The sequence below is a fragment of the Lonepinella sp. BR2357 genome (assembly GCF_051851525.1).
In the GTDB taxonomy this organism is placed as follows: domain Bacteria; phylum Pseudomonadota; class Gammaproteobacteria; order Enterobacterales; family Pasteurellaceae; genus Lonepinella.
The window spans coordinates 113,188-131,526 of record NZ_JBPDVG010000006.1 but is presented as its reverse complement, the minus strand read 5'-3'; the positions used below and the strand labels follow the sequence as shown (position 1 = coordinate 131,526).

15 protein-coding genes are annotated in these 18,339 nt (G+C 39.9%); 6 read left to right on the top strand and 9 right to left on the bottom strand.

What is annotated here, in order from left to right:
- Nucleotides 1-9 precede the first annotated feature (9 nt).
- Complete coding sequence (locus ACTG7L_RS05500; protein WP_439327749.1) at nt 10-336, top strand: helix-turn-helix domain-containing protein; 327 nt, start codon at nt 10-12, stop codon at nt 334-336.
- Nucleotides 337-359: 23 nt separating this feature from the next.
- Here ACTG7L_RS05500 and ACTG7L_RS05495 read toward each other — a convergent pair whose 3' ends face one another.
- On the bottom strand, nt 360-1,067 hold the full coding sequence (locus ACTG7L_RS05495; RefSeq protein ID WP_439327748.1) for a class I SAM-dependent methyltransferase: 708 nt from the start codon (nt 1,065-1,067) through the stop codon (nt 360-362).
- 23 nt (nt 1,068-1,090) lie between these two features.
- Between ACTG7L_RS05495 and gloB the strand changes: the two genes are divergently transcribed.
- Nucleotides 1,091-1,792, top strand: coding sequence for a hydroxyacylglutathione hydrolase (gene gloB, locus ACTG7L_RS05490; RefSeq protein ID WP_439327747.1), 702 nt, complete (start codon nt 1,091-1,093; stop codon nt 1,790-1,792).
- A 42-nt stretch (nt 1,793-1,834) separates the two neighbouring features.
- Here the strand turns inward: gloB and ACTG7L_RS05485 are convergent, their stop codons facing one another.
- Nucleotides 1,835-3,271, bottom strand: coding sequence for a sucrose-6-phosphate hydrolase (locus ACTG7L_RS05485; RefSeq protein ID WP_439327746.1), 1,437 nt, complete (start codon nt 3,269-3,271; stop codon nt 1,835-1,837).
- Nucleotides 3,272-3,423: 152 nt separating this feature from the next.
- Between ACTG7L_RS05485 and ACTG7L_RS05480 the strand changes: the two genes are divergently transcribed.
- Nucleotides 3,424-5,328 (top strand): glucose PTS transporter subunit IIA, encoded by a 1,905-nt coding sequence (locus tag ACTG7L_RS05480; RefSeq protein WP_439327745.1) that lies wholly within the window; start codon nt 3,424-3,426, stop codon nt 5,326-5,328.
- A 118-nt stretch (nt 5,329-5,446) separates the two neighbouring features.
- A complete protein-coding gene (gene scrK / locus ACTG7L_RS05475; RefSeq protein ID WP_439327744.1) occupies nt 5,447-6,334 on the top strand; it encodes a fructokinase ScrK in 888 nt (295 codons plus the stop codon).
- A gap of 58 nt (nt 6,335-6,392) precedes the next feature.
- Here the strand turns inward: scrK and ACTG7L_RS05470 are convergent, their stop codons facing one another.
- Nucleotides 6,393-7,598: an aromatic amino acid transport family protein gene (locus tag ACTG7L_RS05470; RefSeq protein WP_439257812.1), complete on the bottom strand. Its 1,206-nt coding sequence runs from the start codon at nt 7,596-7,598 to the stop codon at nt 6,393-6,395.
- 299 nt (nt 7,599-7,897) lie between these two features.
- Between ACTG7L_RS05470 and ACTG7L_RS05465 the strand changes: the two genes are divergently transcribed.
- Nucleotides 7,898-9,211, top strand: coding sequence for an NCS2 family permease (locus ACTG7L_RS05465; protein ID WP_439327743.1), 1,314 nt, complete (start codon nt 7,898-7,900; stop codon nt 9,209-9,211).
- A 99-nt stretch (nt 9,212-9,310) separates the two neighbouring features.
- On the opposite strand, the gene ACTG7L_RS05460 is transcribed toward ACTG7L_RS05465, so the two are convergent.
- The 6 genes from ACTG7L_RS05460 to ACTG7L_RS05435 all read right to left on the bottom strand — a co-directional run bounded on the left by ACTG7L_RS05460 (nt 9,311) and on the right by ACTG7L_RS05435 (nt 16,167).
- Nucleotides 9,311-10,183, bottom strand: a complete 873-nt coding sequence (locus ACTG7L_RS05460; RefSeq protein WP_439327742.1) for a VirK/YbjX family protein — start codon at nt 10,181-10,183, stop codon at nt 9,311-9,313.
- A gap of 234 nt (nt 10,184-10,417) precedes the next feature.
- The gene (mrcB, locus tag ACTG7L_RS05455) at nt 10,418-12,754 is read right to left on the bottom strand and encodes a penicillin-binding protein 1B (RefSeq protein WP_439327741.1); all 2,337 of its coding nucleotides are present in this window, start codon (nt 12,752-12,754) and stop codon (nt 10,418-10,420) included.
- A gap of 61 nt (nt 12,755-12,815) precedes the next feature.
- Nucleotides 12,816-13,601 carry a zinc ABC transporter permease subunit ZnuB gene (znuB, locus tag ACTG7L_RS05450; RefSeq protein ID WP_439327740.1) on the bottom strand — a complete coding sequence of 262 codons (786 nt, stop codon included), beginning with the start codon at nt 13,599-13,601 and terminating at the stop codon, nt 12,816-12,818.
- A gap of 8 nt (nt 13,602-13,609) precedes the next feature.
- On the bottom strand, nt 13,610-14,404 hold the full coding sequence (gene znuC, locus ACTG7L_RS05445; RefSeq protein WP_439327739.1) for a zinc ABC transporter ATP-binding protein ZnuC: 795 nt from the start codon (nt 14,402-14,404) through the stop codon (nt 13,610-13,612).
- A gap of 1 nt (nt 14,405) precedes the next feature.
- Nucleotides 14,406-15,152: a YdcF family protein gene (locus ACTG7L_RS05440; RefSeq protein ID WP_439327738.1), complete on the bottom strand. Its 747-nt coding sequence runs from the start codon at nt 15,150-15,152 to the stop codon at nt 14,406-14,408.
- A 118-nt stretch (nt 15,153-15,270) separates the two neighbouring features.
- Nucleotides 15,271-16,167, bottom strand: coding sequence for an Rpn family recombination-promoting nuclease/putative transposase (locus ACTG7L_RS05435; protein ID WP_439327737.1), 897 nt, complete (start codon nt 16,165-16,167; stop codon nt 15,271-15,273).
- 317 nt (nt 16,168-16,484) lie between these two features.
- On the opposite strand from ACTG7L_RS05435, the gene ACTG7L_RS05430 reads away from it, so the two are divergent.
- A complete protein-coding gene (locus ACTG7L_RS05430; RefSeq protein WP_439327736.1) occupies nt 16,485-18,338 on the top strand; it encodes a hypothetical protein in 1,854 nt (617 codons plus the stop codon).
- The last annotated feature ends 1 nt before the right edge of the window (nt 18,339 follow it).

Here is an 18,339-nt window from a genome sequence, read left to right as displayed (position 1 = left end):
GGATTATTTATGGCAAGTAAAGACACCAGTTTATATGAAGATTTAATGACAGGGTTATTGCAAATAGAACAGCATTTGCAAGGCAAAATCACCCTAAAATCAACCACATTGGAATTGCCTGAGAATAAACCGGTTGAAATTTCGGCGACAGAGGTAAAAACCATTCGGGAAAAATTGAATTTGTCACAAGCGGTTTTTGCTAAAAAATTACGCACCAGTGTGCGAACCTATCAAGGTTGGGAGCAAGGAAAATCTAAACCGAATCCACAAGCGGTGTTGTTATTAAAAATGGTGGATAAATCGCCTACGGTGTTTGAACAAATCTCTTGTCTTTAAGATCATAAGGTGCATTTTGCACCTTACATTTTATTTTCATCCACTTCCCGAAATGCCCCCACGGTTTCCCCTTGAAACAATTCTCTTGGATCAAACCGCCGTTTTTGTGGTTGTAAGCTCAACGGATAGGTTTGTTTTTTGGCGATAATGGCATAAATATTGCCTAAAGATTGCTGTTGATAAATGTCAAAATTCAGCAAATGCAGCCAGTCAATAATGCGGCAAGGCAAGAAATGGCGGAATGGTAAGGCTGGACGTTGAGCGTGATTTATTTTTTGTTTAAATAACAATCCGCCAACGGGATTAAAAATAGACAAAAATAAATAGCCATCATCGGTTAAAATACGTTGGATTTCACGCAATAATTGGTGGGGATCCTGCATAAAATTAAGCGTATTGGCGGCAATGCAAACGTCTACGGATTGACTTTCAAACGGCAATTCGGCAAGATCGCCTTGAATCAGTGAATAGCCGTTTTGGCTAGACAGGGCGGTTAATTGGCTGTTGCTGTCGGGGCTGAGGACAAAATGATAGGGGAGTGACATTTTGCATTCCAATTCGGCACTTAATCCGCCCAAGCGCACTAATTGTTTTCCTGTTATTAAGGGCGAAAATTTGGCAAAATAGTCCCCGAGCGTGCTGCAATATTGTTCGCCTTTTTGTATTTGTTGCCAGCTAGACGGCAATTTAAATGCCTTTGCTGATTTTGCTTGCCAACGTATGTGTGCCATATTCAACCTTTGTGAGAGAAAAAATGTTAAATGCTATTCCTGCCCTTAATGATAACTATATTTGGCTGTATTCACGAGATAATTTATCGGTAATTGTGATCGACATTCCAGAAATTTCGCCTATTTTATCATTTTTTGAACAAAATCCTTATAAAATCACCGCACTTTTGTTGACGCATAACCATAATGATCATGTTGCGGGTGTGGCAGAATTTAAACAGTATTTTCCTGATGTGCCGATTATTGGGCCGTCAGAATGTGCGTATTTGGGGTTGACGCAAGTGGTGGATTTGGGTGAAATTCAACTGGATGATTATGCTATTCAAGTGATTCCAACTGGTGGGCATACGGTAAATCACGTCAGCTTTTTCGTGGATGGGCATTTATTTAGTGGTGATTGTTTATTTTCTGCGGGTTGCGGTAGGGTATTTACGGGGGATTATGCGCAGATGTTTGATTCGCTCCAACGTTTAAATGCCTTGCCGGATGACACCTTAGTTTGTGCAGGGCATGAATATACGTTGAGCAATTTAGCCTTTGCAGAAACCGTGGTGAGCGAAAAAACTGCGGTGCAAAATCAGCGAGTTTTGGTGGAAGAATTGAGAAAGCGAGGATTGCCAAGTATGCCGACTAAATTAGGTTTAGAACGGAAAATCAATCCTTTTTTAATGGCAAATAATTTGGCGGAATTTATTCGGTTAAGACAAGCTAAGGATCAATTTTAGCCAGAAAAATTGGGGCAAATAATATGCCCCAGTGAGTTTGGGTTAGGTTAAGTTAAACAACGATCCTGTTGGCTGGCCCTGTAAAATCCGAATGCCGGTTTGATCTTGATTTGGGAATACACGCCCAGAAAACACTTTTTCACCGTCATTAATAAAGATTTCAAACACGGATTGATCCATAAAAATACGTGCGGTGGCGTGTTTGGGTTCAATGTCACAACGGCGAACGGTACCAAATTTTTCAGCAAATTTTTCACCGCAGTTTGTACGATCCACAATGATTTCGCCTTTTTCGGTATCTACCACAAAATTTAAGCCGTGACCTTGGTTGTCTGCCATAAATAGGATTTCGTGGCGTTGGTTTGGGCTAAATTCAAGGTTGAGTTCGTAGACATTATTGGTGGTTTGTTTTTCCGCAAAGGTTTCTTCACTTTTTCTGAGTTTGACCATGTCAGCCACCGGGTTTTGGCACAATTTGCCATTTTTTAGGCTGAGTTCTTTGACGAGCGATAAGCAACCTTGATAGTCAAATTTATCCGTTGGGTAATCCATATCAGGCAAAGCAAGCCAACTGATACACAAGGCTCGGCCGTCTGGTGCGTTGAAAGGTTGAGTGGCGTAGCATTCAAAACCGTAGTCAAATTGTTGTAATGGGGTTGGATTGATTAACACAGCTTTTTCTACATCTAAATCGTCCCCGATTTTGTACATATTTGGGTAGATATTTTGGTAATCCAGTACATGTTTATCTAAACCTTGCGGGCAATAAATTAATACAGGTTTGCCCTCTACAAACACGATATTAGGGCATTCCATCATATATGCCGTGTTATCATTGGCGAAGTCGAGATCATGGATATATTGCCAATTTTGGTAATCATTGTTGACAGCCTTATAGAGTTTAATAATCCCTTTCTTGGCCAGATTTTGTCCACCCACAATGGCGTAATATTGTCCTTGATAGTCAAAAATTTGTGGATCACGGAAATGATCGGTCACGTCATCAGGTTGATCAATCAACACGTTATTGAGCTTTTCAATGTTACCCTGTTGATCCATTAACGTCCCGATTTGGTAAGGGTGGCGCACCCAGTTTTCATCTCGCACATTACCGGTGTAAAACAAAAATAATTTGTCGCCAAATTGCATGGCGGAACCCGAATAGGCGCCGTGGCTGTCGAGTGGTGTATCGGGGTACATCACCGTGCCAGTTTCTTTGAAATGCACTAAATCGGTACTTTCCGTATGTACCCAAGATTTCAAGCCGTGAGCCGCACCGAATGGGAAATATTGATAAAACAGGGTAAATTTGCCGTTAAAATAAGAAAAACCGTTGGGATCGTTAAGCAAGCCGTGCGGTGTTTCAATATGAAATTGGGTTCGCCATGGTGAAAGTGCGGTGTTTTTTTTGATTTTTTCTACATATTCTGCAGGCCAATCCGCATAAGGACGGTAGCGTTGTTCGGTGGTAAATGCCATATTTTCTCCAAAATAAATTTTTTGGTTATAGTACCGAATATTTGCCCATTGAAAAAGCACTATTTTGTTTAATTTATGTTTAATTTATCACCGAAAAATGGTAGAGTAGCGCCCAGTTTATTCACCCTTATCCTATGGAGATTTTGCAACGTATGACAGATACTGAAATTGCAAAGAAAATTGTTGAAGCCATTGGTGGTTTTGACAACGTGCAAAGTTTTGCACATTGTGCGACACGTTTACGCATTATGGTAAAAGACGAGTCGAAAATTGATAAAGACACCATTGAGGACTTGGATAAAGTCAAAGGGGCGTTTTTTAATTCGGGACAATATCAAATTATTTTGGGTACAGGGACGGTAAACAAAATTTATGCGGAAGTGATGGCGTTAAATGGTGGCTCCACCCAAGCCAGTGAAAGCGCAGCGCCTGCCCAACCGCAAGGCCACTGGTTTAAACGTGCGATTCGTACTTTCGGTGATGTGTTCGTGCCATTATTGCCTGCTATCGTGGCTACCGGTCTTTTTATGGGCGTACGTGGGGCGATTAACAATGATGCGATTTTAAGCCTGTTCGGTACAACATCAGCAGCATTTTCTGCCTCACATTTTTATATTTATACTCAGGTTCTCACGGATACAGCCTTTATTTTCTTCCCTGCGTTGATTTGTTGGTCGGCATTCCGAGTATTCGGGGGCAATCCGATTATTGGGTTGGTATTAGGCTTGATGATGGTAAGCCCCGCTTTACCGAATGCGTGGGCGGTGGCATCTGGTGGTGCTGAACCGATTTACTTCTTTGATTTCATTCCTGTGGTAGGGTATCAAAACTCCGTGTTGCCGGCGTTTTTCGTGGGGTTAATTGGGGCGAAATTTGAGAAATGGTTTGCGAAACGGGTGCCTGATGTGTTGGCCTTGTTGGTGGTGCCTTTTGTCACGTTCTTGGTTATGTCTTTCTTGGCATTAATCGTGATCGGACCGATTTTCCATTCTGTTGAAAACTATGTGTTAGCCGGTACCAAATACTTGCTTGCCTTGCCTTATGGTATTTCAGGTTTAGTGATTGGTGGCGTACATCAAGTGATCGTGGTAACAGGCGTACATCATATTTTTAACTTGCTTGAATCCCAATTAATAGCAGCGGATGGACAAGATCCGTTCAATGCGCTGATTACCGCCGCCATGACTGCCCAAGCGGGCGCTACCTTAGCCGTCGGGTTCAAAACCAAATCGGCTAAATTAAAAGCCTTGGCTTATCCTGCTGCGCTTTCTGCGGGATTGGGTATCACGGAACCGGCCATTTTCGGGGTCAACTTACGTTACGGCAAACCGTTTATTATGGGCTTAATTGCCGGTGCATTCGGGGGCTGTTTAGCCTCGATTTTAGGCCTAGCCGGTACAGGCTTTGGGATTACCATTATTCCAGGTTCATTGCTGTATTTGAATGGACAAATTCTATCTTACATTATCATGGTTGTTGCTACCACAGCGCTTTCGTTTGCCTTAACTTATATGTTTGGTTATGAAGATGAAAAATCCGTAGCGAAAAAAGCAGAGCCAGTAAAAACGGTGGAAAAACACACCGCATCTGTCAATACGCCGGTGGCCGAGATGTTGTTGGCACCAATGACAGGGGAAGTAATTCCTTTAGGTAGTGTCAATGATCCGGTTTTTTCTGCTGGTGTGATGGGGTATGGACTGGCCGTTAAACCCACTGAGGGTATGGCTTATGCACCGGCCGATGCAGTGGTTGAAATTGTGCATGAGACAGGTCATGCATATGGTTTAAGAACGGCAAAAGGCTCGGAAATATTACTACATATTGGCATTGATACCGTTAAAATGAAAGGTGATGGTTTTGAGCCGTTGGTGAAAGTGGGAGAAAAAGTGAAAGCAGGGCAAGCTTTGGCAAAATTTGATCTAGCCAAAATCGCAGCCGCAGGTTATGACCACACCACGGTATTAATCATCACCAATACCGACGAATTTAGTGCAGTAACGGGCATTGCTCAAGGAAATATTACTCACGGCGATAACTTCTTAAAAGTTGTTAAATAACGGTGTAGGGGCGGATCGATGTATCCGCCCGAAAATCACTCCGTTTTTAGCGGGCGAACACATAGGTTCGCCCCTACATTTTTCCGAATATTTTCAACAAAAATGGAGAAAATACAGAATGACAAAATTATACGGCAGCCTTGAAGCAGGCGGCACCAAGTTTATTTGTGCAGTAGGTGATGCGCAATTTAATGTGGTGGATAAAGTCCAATTTCCTACCACCACACCTGATGAAACCCTTGCACAAACGGCAGCATTTTTTCAAGGTTATGCAGATCGTTTACAAGGGATTGCGGTGGGTTCCTTTGGGCCGATTGATATTGATAAAAATTCACCGACTTATGGTTATATTACCACCACACCTAAACCGCATTGGGCGAATGTAGATGTTATCGGTGTCCTTAAAAAAGCGGTTGATGTGCCATTTTATTTTACCACCGATGTGAATTCCTCCGCCTTTGGCGAAACCTTGGTCCGTCAAGATGTGACCAGTTTGGTATATTACACCATTGGCACGGGCATTGGTGCTGGTGCTATTCAATATGGTGAATTTGTTGGGGGCATTGCGCATACCGAGGCCGGCCACGTATTAGTGTCCTTGCACCCGCAAGATCAAGCCAAGGATTTTCACGGTACCTGCCCTTTCCATAAAAATTGTTTGGAGGGCTTGGCGGCGGGACCATCATTGGAGGCCCGTGCGGGTATTCGTGGTGAATGTATTGCACAAGATAGCGAGATTTGGGATATTCAAGCCTATTATATTGCGCAAGCCGCATTACAAGCCACCTTATTATATCGTCCACAAGTGATTGTGTTTGGTGGCGGCGTGATGGCGCAACAACATATGTTAGATCGGGTACGTAAGCAGTTTGCTGAATTGCTTAATGATTATGTGCCTGTGCCAGACTTGGAACAGTATATTGTAACGCCTGCGGTAGCCAATAATGGCTCGGCCACGTTAGGCAATTTTGCGTTAGCGAAGAAAGTCGCTGAAGTGTCAGGCTAAACGACGAAAGCATAACAAAAGGGACGTCTAAAAACGTCCCTTTTTCATCTTTGGCAGATTAACCAATCACGTTGGGTAAATAACCTGCTTGAATTAAGAACGGCACATTCATAATCAATAAGCCGAGTAATAAGGCAATCAGTAAAGAAATGTTACCGCCAATCACACGATAAGGCATCTCAGGATAACGTTTTCTGGCACGCCATACCATGCCCACGGGTAAGACTAAACCATAGAATGTAAACATTTGTCCCGCAAAGGCTAATACGGATAAGAAATCATTATAGAATAACGCAAAGAATAGGGTAGGAATGAACGTTAATAAACCTAATGACGCACGTCCAGCCTTAATATTAATGCGTTTAAGTAGGTCATCTAAGCAATCAAATAACGCCAAGGCCACGCCTAAGAAAGAGGTGATCAAGGCAAATAACGAGAATAAACGCACTGACCAACCGATCAATGGACTGCCCGTAATATGGGTGACGGCGTTGACTAATCCGCCTAATGTCGGATCTTGATTTAAAATTTGGACAAATTCAGATTGGGTTAACACACCATGCGTCGACATCTGCCAAACAATATACAGGGCTAAAGGTAATCCCGTCCCGATAATAATAGAGGTTCTTAAGCGTGCGACATTGCCCTCTAAATATTTATTAATACTTGGGATCACCACATGGAAACCGAAAGAGGTAAAGAAAAACGGACTAGCAGAAATTAACAAGGCTTTATCTAACGGCACCGCCATTAAATTATCCATGCTCACTTTGGGCAACATCAAGAATAACAACACCACAAAGGCAGCGAGTTTGGCAATAAATAACAAGCGAGTGGCAATATCCACGTGTCCCGTGCCGGCAATAATAAAGATGGCAAAAAAGACGGTGAAAATCACGGAAATCGCTGTGCCGTATTCTTTCAGTTCGGGTAATACGGTAGAAATTAAATTACTGCTCATTAACACATACACGGTGAGAATGGCGTACATAAAAATGACCAGAGCCAAGGTGGCTAAAACACGGCCAGTCATGCCAAAATATTGCTCGGCCAAGGTAGCAATGCCGGCATCTTGGCGTTCCGCTTTTTGATAGACTTCAACAAATAACAATGCGCTATAACAGAGTAGCACCCATAACATCACTAATAAAGCCACGGTGTAACCAAATCCCATACCGGCAGAGGTTAATGGCATGGACACCATACCGGCACCAATGGTGGTGCCTGCCACAATTAATGCGCTACCAAGCGTTTTATTTTTCATACTGCTTTCCTTAGATTAAAAAAATACATCAAATAAACCAGATTGCTATTCTATACGATAATATTTATTTTTGTAATTATAAATTTACGCTGTTTTGAAAAATTGACGTTTTATGGCTAGAAAATAACAAAAAAGTGCGGTGGATTTTTGCAAAATATTTAAAAGTCGGCGAAAAACGCTCTGTTTTTGTCGGGTATGACCACTTTCTTTTAGCTGAAAATCCTTGACGCAAACGTTTACTATTTTTTGTTTTCAGGTAGAATATGTTTCTTTTTTATTCAATTCATTTAGGAATTTTTATGTCTCTAGAAAAAACATTCGAGCTTTCTGCTCGGGGATCTAATCTTCGTCAAGAAATTACGGCAGGCTTAACCACCTTTTTAGCCATGGTGTACTCGGTTATCGTGGTGCCAAACATGTTAAGCCAAGCAGGTTTTCCTGCGGAAAGCGTGTTTATTGCCACCTGTTTAGTGTCGGGGCTTGGCTCCATTTTAATCGGTTTATGGGCCAATGCGCCAATGGCGATTGGTTGTGCCATTTCATTAACCGCTTTTACCGCCTTTAGTTTGGTGATCGGTCAACAAGTGAGTATTCCCGTTGCGTTAGGCGCAGTGTTCTTAATGGGGGCAGTGTTTACCTTAATTTCCGCAACCGGTATTCGTTCTTGGATTTTACGTAATTTGCCATCCAGTATTGCTCATGGTGCGGGTATTGGTATCGGTTTATTCTTGTTATTGATCGCCACCAGTGGGGTCGGTATTGTGGTATCAAACCCAAATGGCACCTTGGTAAAATTCGGTGAATTTACTTCTTTCCCCGTGTTGATGTCATTAATCGGTTTAGCGTTGATTATCGGATTAGAAAAAATGAAAGTAAAAGGGGCGATTTTATGGGTGATCATTGCGATTACGATTATCGGCTTAATTTTCGATCCGAATGTGAACTTCTCTGGTGACGTATTTAAAATGCCAAGTTTTGGTGAACAGTCTTTATTTTTGCAATTAGACATTATGGGCGCTTTACAACCTGCGATTTTACCTGTGGTGTTTGCTTTAGTGATGACCGCCGTTTTTGATGCGACGGGTACCATTCGTGCGGTAGCGGGACAAGGTAATTTGCTTGATAAAGATGGTCAAATTATTAACGGCGGTAAAGCCTTAACCTCCGATTCCGTGAGTAGCTTATTTTCAGGTTTGTTCGGTACAGCTCCAGCCGCTGTTTACATTGAATCCGCTGCCGGCACGGCCGCAGGCGGGAAAACCGGCATCACTGCCATTGTGGTTGGCGTTTTATTCTTGTTTATGTTATTTTTCCAACCTTTAGCCTTTTTAGTGCCAAGTTATGCCACGGCACCAGCGTTAATGTACGTGGGATTATTAATGTTAAGCAATGTGAGTAAATTAGACTTTAACGATTTTGTCGGCGCCATGAGCGGCTTAATTTGTGCGGTCTTTATTGTGTTAACTGCCAATATCGTGACAGGGATTATGCTCGGTTTTGCCGCTTTAGTGATTGGACGTGTAGTGTCTGGTGAATTCAAAAAATTGAATGTCGGCACGGTATTAATCAGCTTGGCTTTAGTGGCATTTTATGCGTGCGGTTGGGCGATTTAATTTGGTGTTAAACGCAATCCAATAAATGTATAACGAAAAAGTGCGGTGTTTTTTGCGAAGAAATTTCATCAAAAAACACCGCACTTTTTTAACAAAATATTATTTCAGTAAAAAGTCTTTTATTTGCTGTGCTAACCCATCAAACATCTCATAACGTTTGCGATACATAGAGCGTTTTTTACTGGCAATATCTTCTAATGGTTTGCGTTCAATTTGAACAGGTAATTGCCAATAGTGATTTTGATATTGTGCCTGATTTTCTTGCCAAAATTCATCATAATTAAATTGCATATATTTAGAATCATTCCAACGGTATTTGGCCTCATATTTATGTGGAATGCCCTTTAATTCACAGCCTAATTGTTGGGCGACGATTTTAAACACATTCACCAACATAAACATAGGGCGTACACCATGTAAGGCTTTTGTGGCATTGCGTACCGCTAATTGCGCTTGTTCATAATTAGGGCCTTGAATTGAGGCGATTAATAATGTGTTGGGCGATAAAAAGGTAAATGAGGCGTCGTAAATCCGATTTTTTTGTTGATCAACAATGTTAATAGAGAAAAATCCCTCTAATGGATCGACCCGATTGAGATTGAAATATAAATCTAATTCATCCGTTAATTTGGCCAACAATAGATTTTCTTTTTCTAGCAATAAAGGTATTTTATCCGCGGGCAAAAACTGCTCGGCTAAGGTGAAATTTTGCATAATGGCGTTTAAGCGTGCAGTGCCATTAAAGCGCTTATCACAAAATTTATTTAATAAGGTATTAATTCGATATACATCCTTTTGGAAAATGGGCTGCCATAGAGGATGGCTCTCTAAGTAGTCTGATAAAGATTGGAGCTGTTTTCTATAGATCACCAAGCGCATTTGATAGCGGATATATTCTCTCAAGAGTTTTAAGCGGCGTTTCTCAATGGGAAACATTTTTTTGAATGTGATTAATGAGGTTAAATTAAACATAATAAACAGGATAAAATTAATTAAGTGGCAAGATTATAGGGATAATGGTTTGATATAGCAACAAAAAAGACGATTTATTATTTCTAGGATAGCGACTAAAGCGCATAAAAATGTTATAAGATTACTCACAATCCTTTTTAGGATGGTTCGGTTTTTTTCCCGTTACAAGCAACGTTCAACATTCCTGTCGGCATTTTGTGCAACGCACTTTTTATGCTCTTTATGCCAACTGGATTATCCCGCTGGTTTTGCATCCTCAACGGGCGCAGGTGCTTCACGAGGAGGAAGATCGGCGGGTTTTACTGAAGATGCACAGAAATTTTGTCCCTTATCCGCCCAAACAGGGATATTACGCACAGGGCTGTAACAGTTCCAACTGCCGTAACTGTTAATGCCAACCCATTGAATATCATCTATTTTCTTTAATTTCAAAGGACTGACTTCTGCACGGTGTAAGTAGTTTTTATAAATTTCTAAGGCACCACTGGCGCCGGTTAATCCCGTTTCGCCATTGTCATCACGGCCGAGCCAAATGGTGGTCACATTTTCGCCGTCAATACCCACATACCACGTATCTCGAGCGTCATTGGTGGTCCCTGTTTTACCGGCCAAATGTAAATTGGCGAAATCATTTTGTAAACTACGTGCCGTTCCTCGTTCAACCACTTGTTGCATTGCGTACAGGGTTTGCATGGTGCTTTGTTCGGGTACTACTTGCTCAGGTTCGGTTTGATGTTGATAAATCACTTCACCTTGACGGTCGGTAATGGCGCTAATGGTGCTTAACGGAATTTTTCCGCCGTTATTGGCGATCACTTGATAAGACTTGGTGACGTCATAAGGCGAAATACTGTATGAACCTAATAACATGGCAGGCACTTTCGGAATGCTGACCTTATCCCAGCCCATGGCTTGTTGGGTTTCAATCACTTTGCTTAAACCAACTTTCATGCCGATATTCACCGTTGGAATATTTAAAGAACGGGTTAACGCATCTACCAACATCACCGAGCCGCTATATTTGCGGTCATAGTTTTTCGGCTGCCAAGGTTGGCTGCCTTTGATATGAATGGTGATAGGTTGGTTATTAATCGGGGTATTTAATCTGAACTGAGTTGGGTCAGAAAGTGCGGTTAAATAAATCGACGGTTTGACTAACGAGCCAATTTGGCGTTTAGCCATAAAGGCACGGTTAAAACCGGCATATTCCGTTTGTAAACCGCCCACCACGGCACGGATTTCACCTTGTTTATAGTCGGCAACCACCATGGCCGATTGTAAATTTGGATTTTTGGTTTGTAATTGTAATTTGCGAGTGGCGTCAACCACCGCTTGCTCGGCGTAGGCTTGTTGTTTGATATCAAGGGTGGTGAAAATGCGGGCGCCCAATAAACTGGCGGACTTGTTTTCCCCTAGATTTTGGCGCAATTCCGCTTGTAAGGTTTGGATAAAGGCCGGATAAGGGCGAGCAATAGATCCTTTTTCTTGTACCCCTAATGGTCGTTGGCTTAACAGATCAAACAATTCTTTGTCGATCATTTTATGTTCTAACATTAAGCCCAACACCACATTACGGCGTTCTTTGGCATAGGTTGGGTTGCGCCATGGGTTATACAAGGACGGGCCTTTTACCATACCCACTAACAACGCAATTTGATCTAAACTGATTTCTCGCACAGGGTGACCAAAAAAGAAATGACTGGCTAACTCAAAACCATGAATTTGCGTATCGCCATTTTGCCCGAGGTAAATTTCATTCAAATAGGTTTCTAAAATCCGATTTTTGTCATAACGTAAATCTAAAATAATCGCCATTAAGGCTTCGTTAATTTTACGGGTAATCGAACGTTCGTTACTGAGAAAAAGGTTTTTCACCAACTGTTGGGTTAAGGTGCTACCGCCTTGTACAGTTTGTCCCGCTTTGATATTGGTGATCATGGCTCGAGCGATACCGATAGGACTTACACCTTGATGTTCGTAAAAACGGCGATCTTCGGTTAAAATGAGGGTATCAATCAAAAAGCGCGGGTAATTTTGTAAAGGAATTGCCAAACGTTCTTCTTTATCCGATTGCAACATGGCAACTAATTTCGGCGCTAAACGAAATTCATCAATGGTGGTACGATTAATCAGATCCTCAATCACGGTTAATTTTTCATCATTAAAACGTAAGCGGAAAACCCGTTGCGCCTCCATTTTATCAGGGAATGGAAAGGCCCGACGTAATAACACAATGGTATCATTTTCAATTTTGAAATCTCCAGGGGCGGCCACAAAGGTGGTTTGGCGATAATCATTGTTGAGCAATAATTGCGTGACATCATTTAGGGTCAGGTTGTCTTGTAATCGTACACTTTCAATACGACTATAGACCTCGGCCGGTAAACGCCAAATTTGACCGTCCATTTTGGAGCGGATTTGCCAATCTAAATAGGCTCCATAGAATACCACCAATGCCCCTAAACTTAACGTTGCTTTGGCCAAAAATAAGGCGCATTTATGCCGTTGGCTAAAGGAACGTTTTGTTGGCGTTGGTTCTGTTGCAGGTTTTTTTTCTTGTTCGGTTGACATTATTTACCTAATAAATCCTAAACTTATTTTGTCAATAAACGCATTTTAACATTTATTTGTTTTAATTGTGTTCTTTTTTAAGTAACGATAATAAAAACAGAAAACTGGAGGCAATCACGACAGACGGCCCTGATGCCGTGTTATATAATGCAGAAAGGGTTAACCCCAAACTGACGGCCAGCATACTGATGACCGCCGCAATGATCGCCATGCTTTCTGGGGTACGAGCAAAACGTCTGGCGGTGGCGGCGGGAATAATCAATAATGATGTAATAATCAATGCACCAACAAAGGTCATGCTTAACGCAATAGTTATTGCGGTTAAAATCATTAAAATAAACCGCATTTTTTTCACATTAACCCCTTCAACCTGAGCCAGTTCGGGGCTAACGGTGATTGAAATCAGTGGTCGCCAAAAATAGAGTAACAGGCTTAATACTACCGCAACACCCACGCTAATATAAATAAGATCATCAAAGTTGACCGCCAGTAAATCACCAAACAAATAACCCATTAAATCTACACGCACATTTTGCAATAATTGTACAGTAATTACGCCGAGAGAAAGACAACTATGTGCAATAATACCGAGCAACGTATCCACCGAAAATTGGGTATTATGTTCTAACCAAACCATGGCAATGGCCAAAATTAGGGTCAGAATTAAAATGGCAATGTAAGGGTTAATTTGGAAGAAAATCCCTAATGCCACACCAAGCAGGGCAGAATGAGCAAGTGTATCACCAAAATAGGCCATTTTCCGCCATACCACAAATGCCCCTAAAGGTGCGGTGATAAATGACAACAAAATACCCGCTAGCCAAGCGGGGAAAATAATTTCAAACATAGCATTCCTTAATTTTTATGTTCTGCACAAGTCTGCTCATCCTGACAACAGACATCACCGTGAATATTGTGTTGATGGTTATGATGATGCGTATAAACGGCAATATTTTTAGCAAATTGATCACCAAAAAAGTGAATAAATTTGGGATCGTTAGACACCACTTCAGGTGTGCCAGCACAACAAATATGATGATTAACGCATAACACTTCATTGGTATCCGCCATCACAATATGCAAATCATGAGAAACCATGAGAATAGCACAATTTAATTTTTCACGAGTTTGTTTAATCAACTGATACAGTTCGACTTGGCCGTTAATATCAACACCTTGGGTCGGCTCATCTAGCACTAACAGATTAGGTTTATTTAGAATCGCACGAGCAATCAACACACGCTGCATTTCACCGCCAGACAGCTTTTGCATACTATTTTTAATTAAATGCGAAATGGACAGCAAGGCCAAGGCTTGTTGTACTTCATGCTTGCTGATACCTTTTTTCAAGGACAAAAATTTTTCTACCGTCATGGGCAAACTCGGATCCAAATGGATTTTTTGTGGCACATAGCCAATACGTAAACTCTTGCTATACACCACATTACCACTGGTCGGCGTTAATAATTTCAGTAACACCTTTAATAACGTGGATTTTCCCCCACCGTTTGGCCCGACAATCGTGATCACCGAATTGGGGTAAATCTGTAAATTAATGTTTTGCAACGCCACTTTTTGGTTGAACATCACATTAATGTTGTTTAAGGTGACCAACGGCCGTTGGGGGACATGAATTGATTTAATTTGCATATTACAATCTCGCTTTCCAATAGCCTAACCATTCTTTTAATAATTGCATATTAGCATTGATTGCCCCCGCTTGCGGGATAAAGTGCATATAATTGACTTCATAGCTGTCTGGCGTAATACCATTGCCAACGCTAGCCGGTAACACGGTAAACCCTGCTTTTTCAAATAATAATTTAGCACGTTGCATATGCCATTGATTAGTGACTAAAATAATTTTAGATATATGTTCCCGTTCCAGTATTTCACGGCTATATTGAGCATTTTCAATAGTATTTAATGCCCGTTCTTCTAACCATTTGGGTTGCACGCCAAAAAAAGTAAAAAACTCTTGTGCCATGACTTTGGCCTCTGAATTACCATTTGGACTGGCACCAGTGACTAAAATTGGCAGTTCGGTTTCTTTGTGTAAATAGGTGGCATATCGCATCCGTTCCAACACAAGCCCCGGCACGGTTAAACTATTATACAATTCTTTGCTATCACGTAATCCACCGCCTAATACAACAATGGCTTGGGCTTGGCGATAATTCTCAATGCTGAGATTATCTTCCACCACTAAGCTGTCGCTGAGTTTTTGTGCGGTATAGGTTAAGCTAACCGTATAAAGTATTCCAATGGCGAAAAATGCACTGAAAAACGCCATTTTTTTACAATGGCATAACCAACAAACACAGGCCAACAAGGCGAGCAAAATCACATTGGCAGGGGGGAGAATTATCGCACTAATCAATTTGGTGAGTTCAAACATAATCAATTTCCAATTAAAACTGCGGTTATTATTCCTAAAAATTCCAACAGGCGGACATATTTGTCCGCCTTTTGTATTTAGGGTTTAATCTGCTGATTTAGGCTAAAACGTTTTCAAATCAAGATAGTCTTTTAATTTCTTCCACTGGCAAATTCACTATCTTCGCCACTATTTGCGGATCCATATTGAAAGCCAGCATATTTTTAGCTGTTTCGTAAATGCCTTCTAATCGTCCTTCTAATTTACCTTCTAATTTCCCTTCTAACTTACCATTTTGCCATCCTTCAATTTTCGCAGATTCCAACAAAGAATATTCATCCCATTTGCGTTTTAAGCTGACGTTGTACATATCTCGTTCTCCTTTGCTTAGTTGGACGTATTCGGCGATTTTGAATACTTTTTCAAATACGGGTTTGCTGAGGAATTCGGGGAGTTTGTCTAGTTTGGAAATATTTCTTAATACAAACAGCCATTTGTCCAAATCACCGTTTAATTCGGTTTCTGTTTTATTGAAGTTCAATAATTCAATATAAGTAAACCCCAAATCTTCATAAAATACCGTTCCTGTATTTCTATCACATAATGCAATGTCGTGCAAATATTGTTCGGTTTGATGGGTTAAGCGAAAGCCATCCATTAACACAATCACATAGACTTCGCTGATGTTATAGTTCCAAAAACGCCGTTCGCCTTTGGGGGCTTGGTCGGCAATCAGTTTACTGCCATAGTATAACATACGTTTCTTTAAATTCACTTGCGAACTGCATTGCATTTCGATAATAAATTGTTCACCGTTTTCCGCGGTGCAAGTGAGGTCAAAAATCACCGCACCTTGTTCAATGCTGTCGCCTTGGTGTTCATTTTGGTTGTAGATTAAATCTTGAATCACTTTGCGGTCTTTGAAAATTTCGTTGAGAAATGCAATAAGTAAATCTTTGTTGGCTTCCGTGCCGAAAATACGTTTAAAACCGTAGTCGGTGGTGAGATCTATGTAGCGAGTGGGTTTGAGGTTCATTTGGGTTCTCCTGTTGTTTTGGCGGAATATAGAAGAAAAGTAATTTAAACGCCACAATGGCATATCAAATTTGGAATCAAGATCACAAAAGTGGGGTGAAAGGGGTTCCCGACATGAGGTTTTTACGATAATAAATTTGGGTAGATGTTCCGTTTTTGTCTTTGAACAGTGGAGTGCGGTGGAAAAAATTAAACTTTTCCAATCATTGTATACCCTTTTCCCAATATGTTATAACTTAGTGTTGATGATTTTAGGATTTGTTTACAAAATATCCTAAAATAACAATAATCCAGCAAAACTAAGATAAAAAATAACCTATGAGCCAGAATTTTAATCTTCAGCAATTTATTGCCCAAATCCCTAAATTATCCAATGAAACTGATCTTGAACAGGTGTTTAATGTTATGAATGTGGTGGCCAATATGCCTTTGTCTATTGACCTGAAAAAACATTTATTAAGCCAAATGGAAACCAAGTTAAAAGACAATCCAAATTTTCAAAAAATAGCAGAAACTCACCAACTCCAATTAAAACAACTTCACCAAATATTGGCTGGAAATAATGTGCAAGTTACAGCAGAAAGAAAAGAAGAAAATAAAAAACAAAAGCAAGAAAATCAAGCCAGTCAGCAATTTAATTTGCAACAGTTGAATATGTTGAAAGGATTGGAAATGGTGAAATATGTATTGGATCATATTAAAACACAAGAAGATTTTAATCAACTTTCTGAAAAAAATAAACTGGATTTAGCCATTAACACATTTGGTGAAAATAGTGATAAATTGACTAAAGCAGAAAAAGCAGAAGTCACAGCTTATTATGTGAATGATCAAAAAAATGCTAATATTTTAAATAAGGGTTTACAGTCTAATCCAAAAGCATTACAAAATTTTAGTCATTCAATTTATGATCCTGAATATGTTGAATTAGTCAGAAAAAGACAAAGTTATTTATCTGGCAGAGAAGTTACCACAGAACAAGTGAAAATGACTTTGCAAACCATAGCAAGAAGTGCTGAAAAAGGAATATATGCTTTCTATGATCATCAAACTGGAAATTTAATAATTGAGCCAGACACCTATGAAAATAGAAAAAAATTAGCACAATCTATTGAGGAAGAAAAACAATATTTAACCAAAGCAAAAAATTATTCTTTTCTGGATTTAGTTTCTTTAGATAGGTTACAAGATGAAGTGGCTTATAATGAAATGAAAAGCCAAAATTTATTTAACCAAGAAATAAAAGGAATTACCAATAAATCACTTTATGAAAGTTTTTCTGCTTTTTCTCAAGAATTTGAAAAAGTGGGAAAAATTACAAAAGATTATAATGTAGATATAAGAATATTCACTTGCACAGTGATGAGAATAGAGCATAATACCCCAATGGGTCAACTTCTTCATGCTCAGGTGACCATGTATTTGGCTGGAGAAAATAAAGATATTCTCAATAATCCTATTTTTAGAGAAATTTTTGCAGAGTGTCAGAAAAAACAAGATAAGAATTTAATGCTTAATGCTCTTGAGGGAATGTGGTTTGATAGAGAGGCAGGAAAACAAATCTATAAGATGATGGAAAAAGATTTGGAAAACAATCCTAAAATTCAACCAGATCAAACCATTTTTGATGAAGATTATTATCAAAAAACACTTGAAGAAAGAAATAATTACTATCATGTGACAGTGGCAATTTCCCAGCATATTGATAAAAATATTAAAGGGACTGAAGTTTATGATATGTTTAGGAGAATTAATAATGGAGAGAGTTTAACAGATCAAGATGTGCATATATTAAATTTGCTTATAAAAGAAGAAAAAAATCCATATAGAAAATATGAACCATTAATTACAGGCACTAAAGTCACTGCTACAAACAGTGATATTTTGGAAAACTTTCAGCAAGCAACACATTTCACTCCAGAACAAATACTGGAAAAATATAATAAAGAACAAAATGCTAAAGTCAGTTATCATATAACTGAAGATGTTAATAAAATTTTATTAGTTGCAGATGTTGATAAATCTAAAAAAGTGTCTAATGAAATACAAAAACAGGAAAATATTTCATATTCACAATCTAATATAAAATATGAGAAAGATAATAAAGATGAAGAAGAACAAAATGATCTAAATTATGCAAGTAATACAAATGCTGGAAGTTTTAATGGTTAGA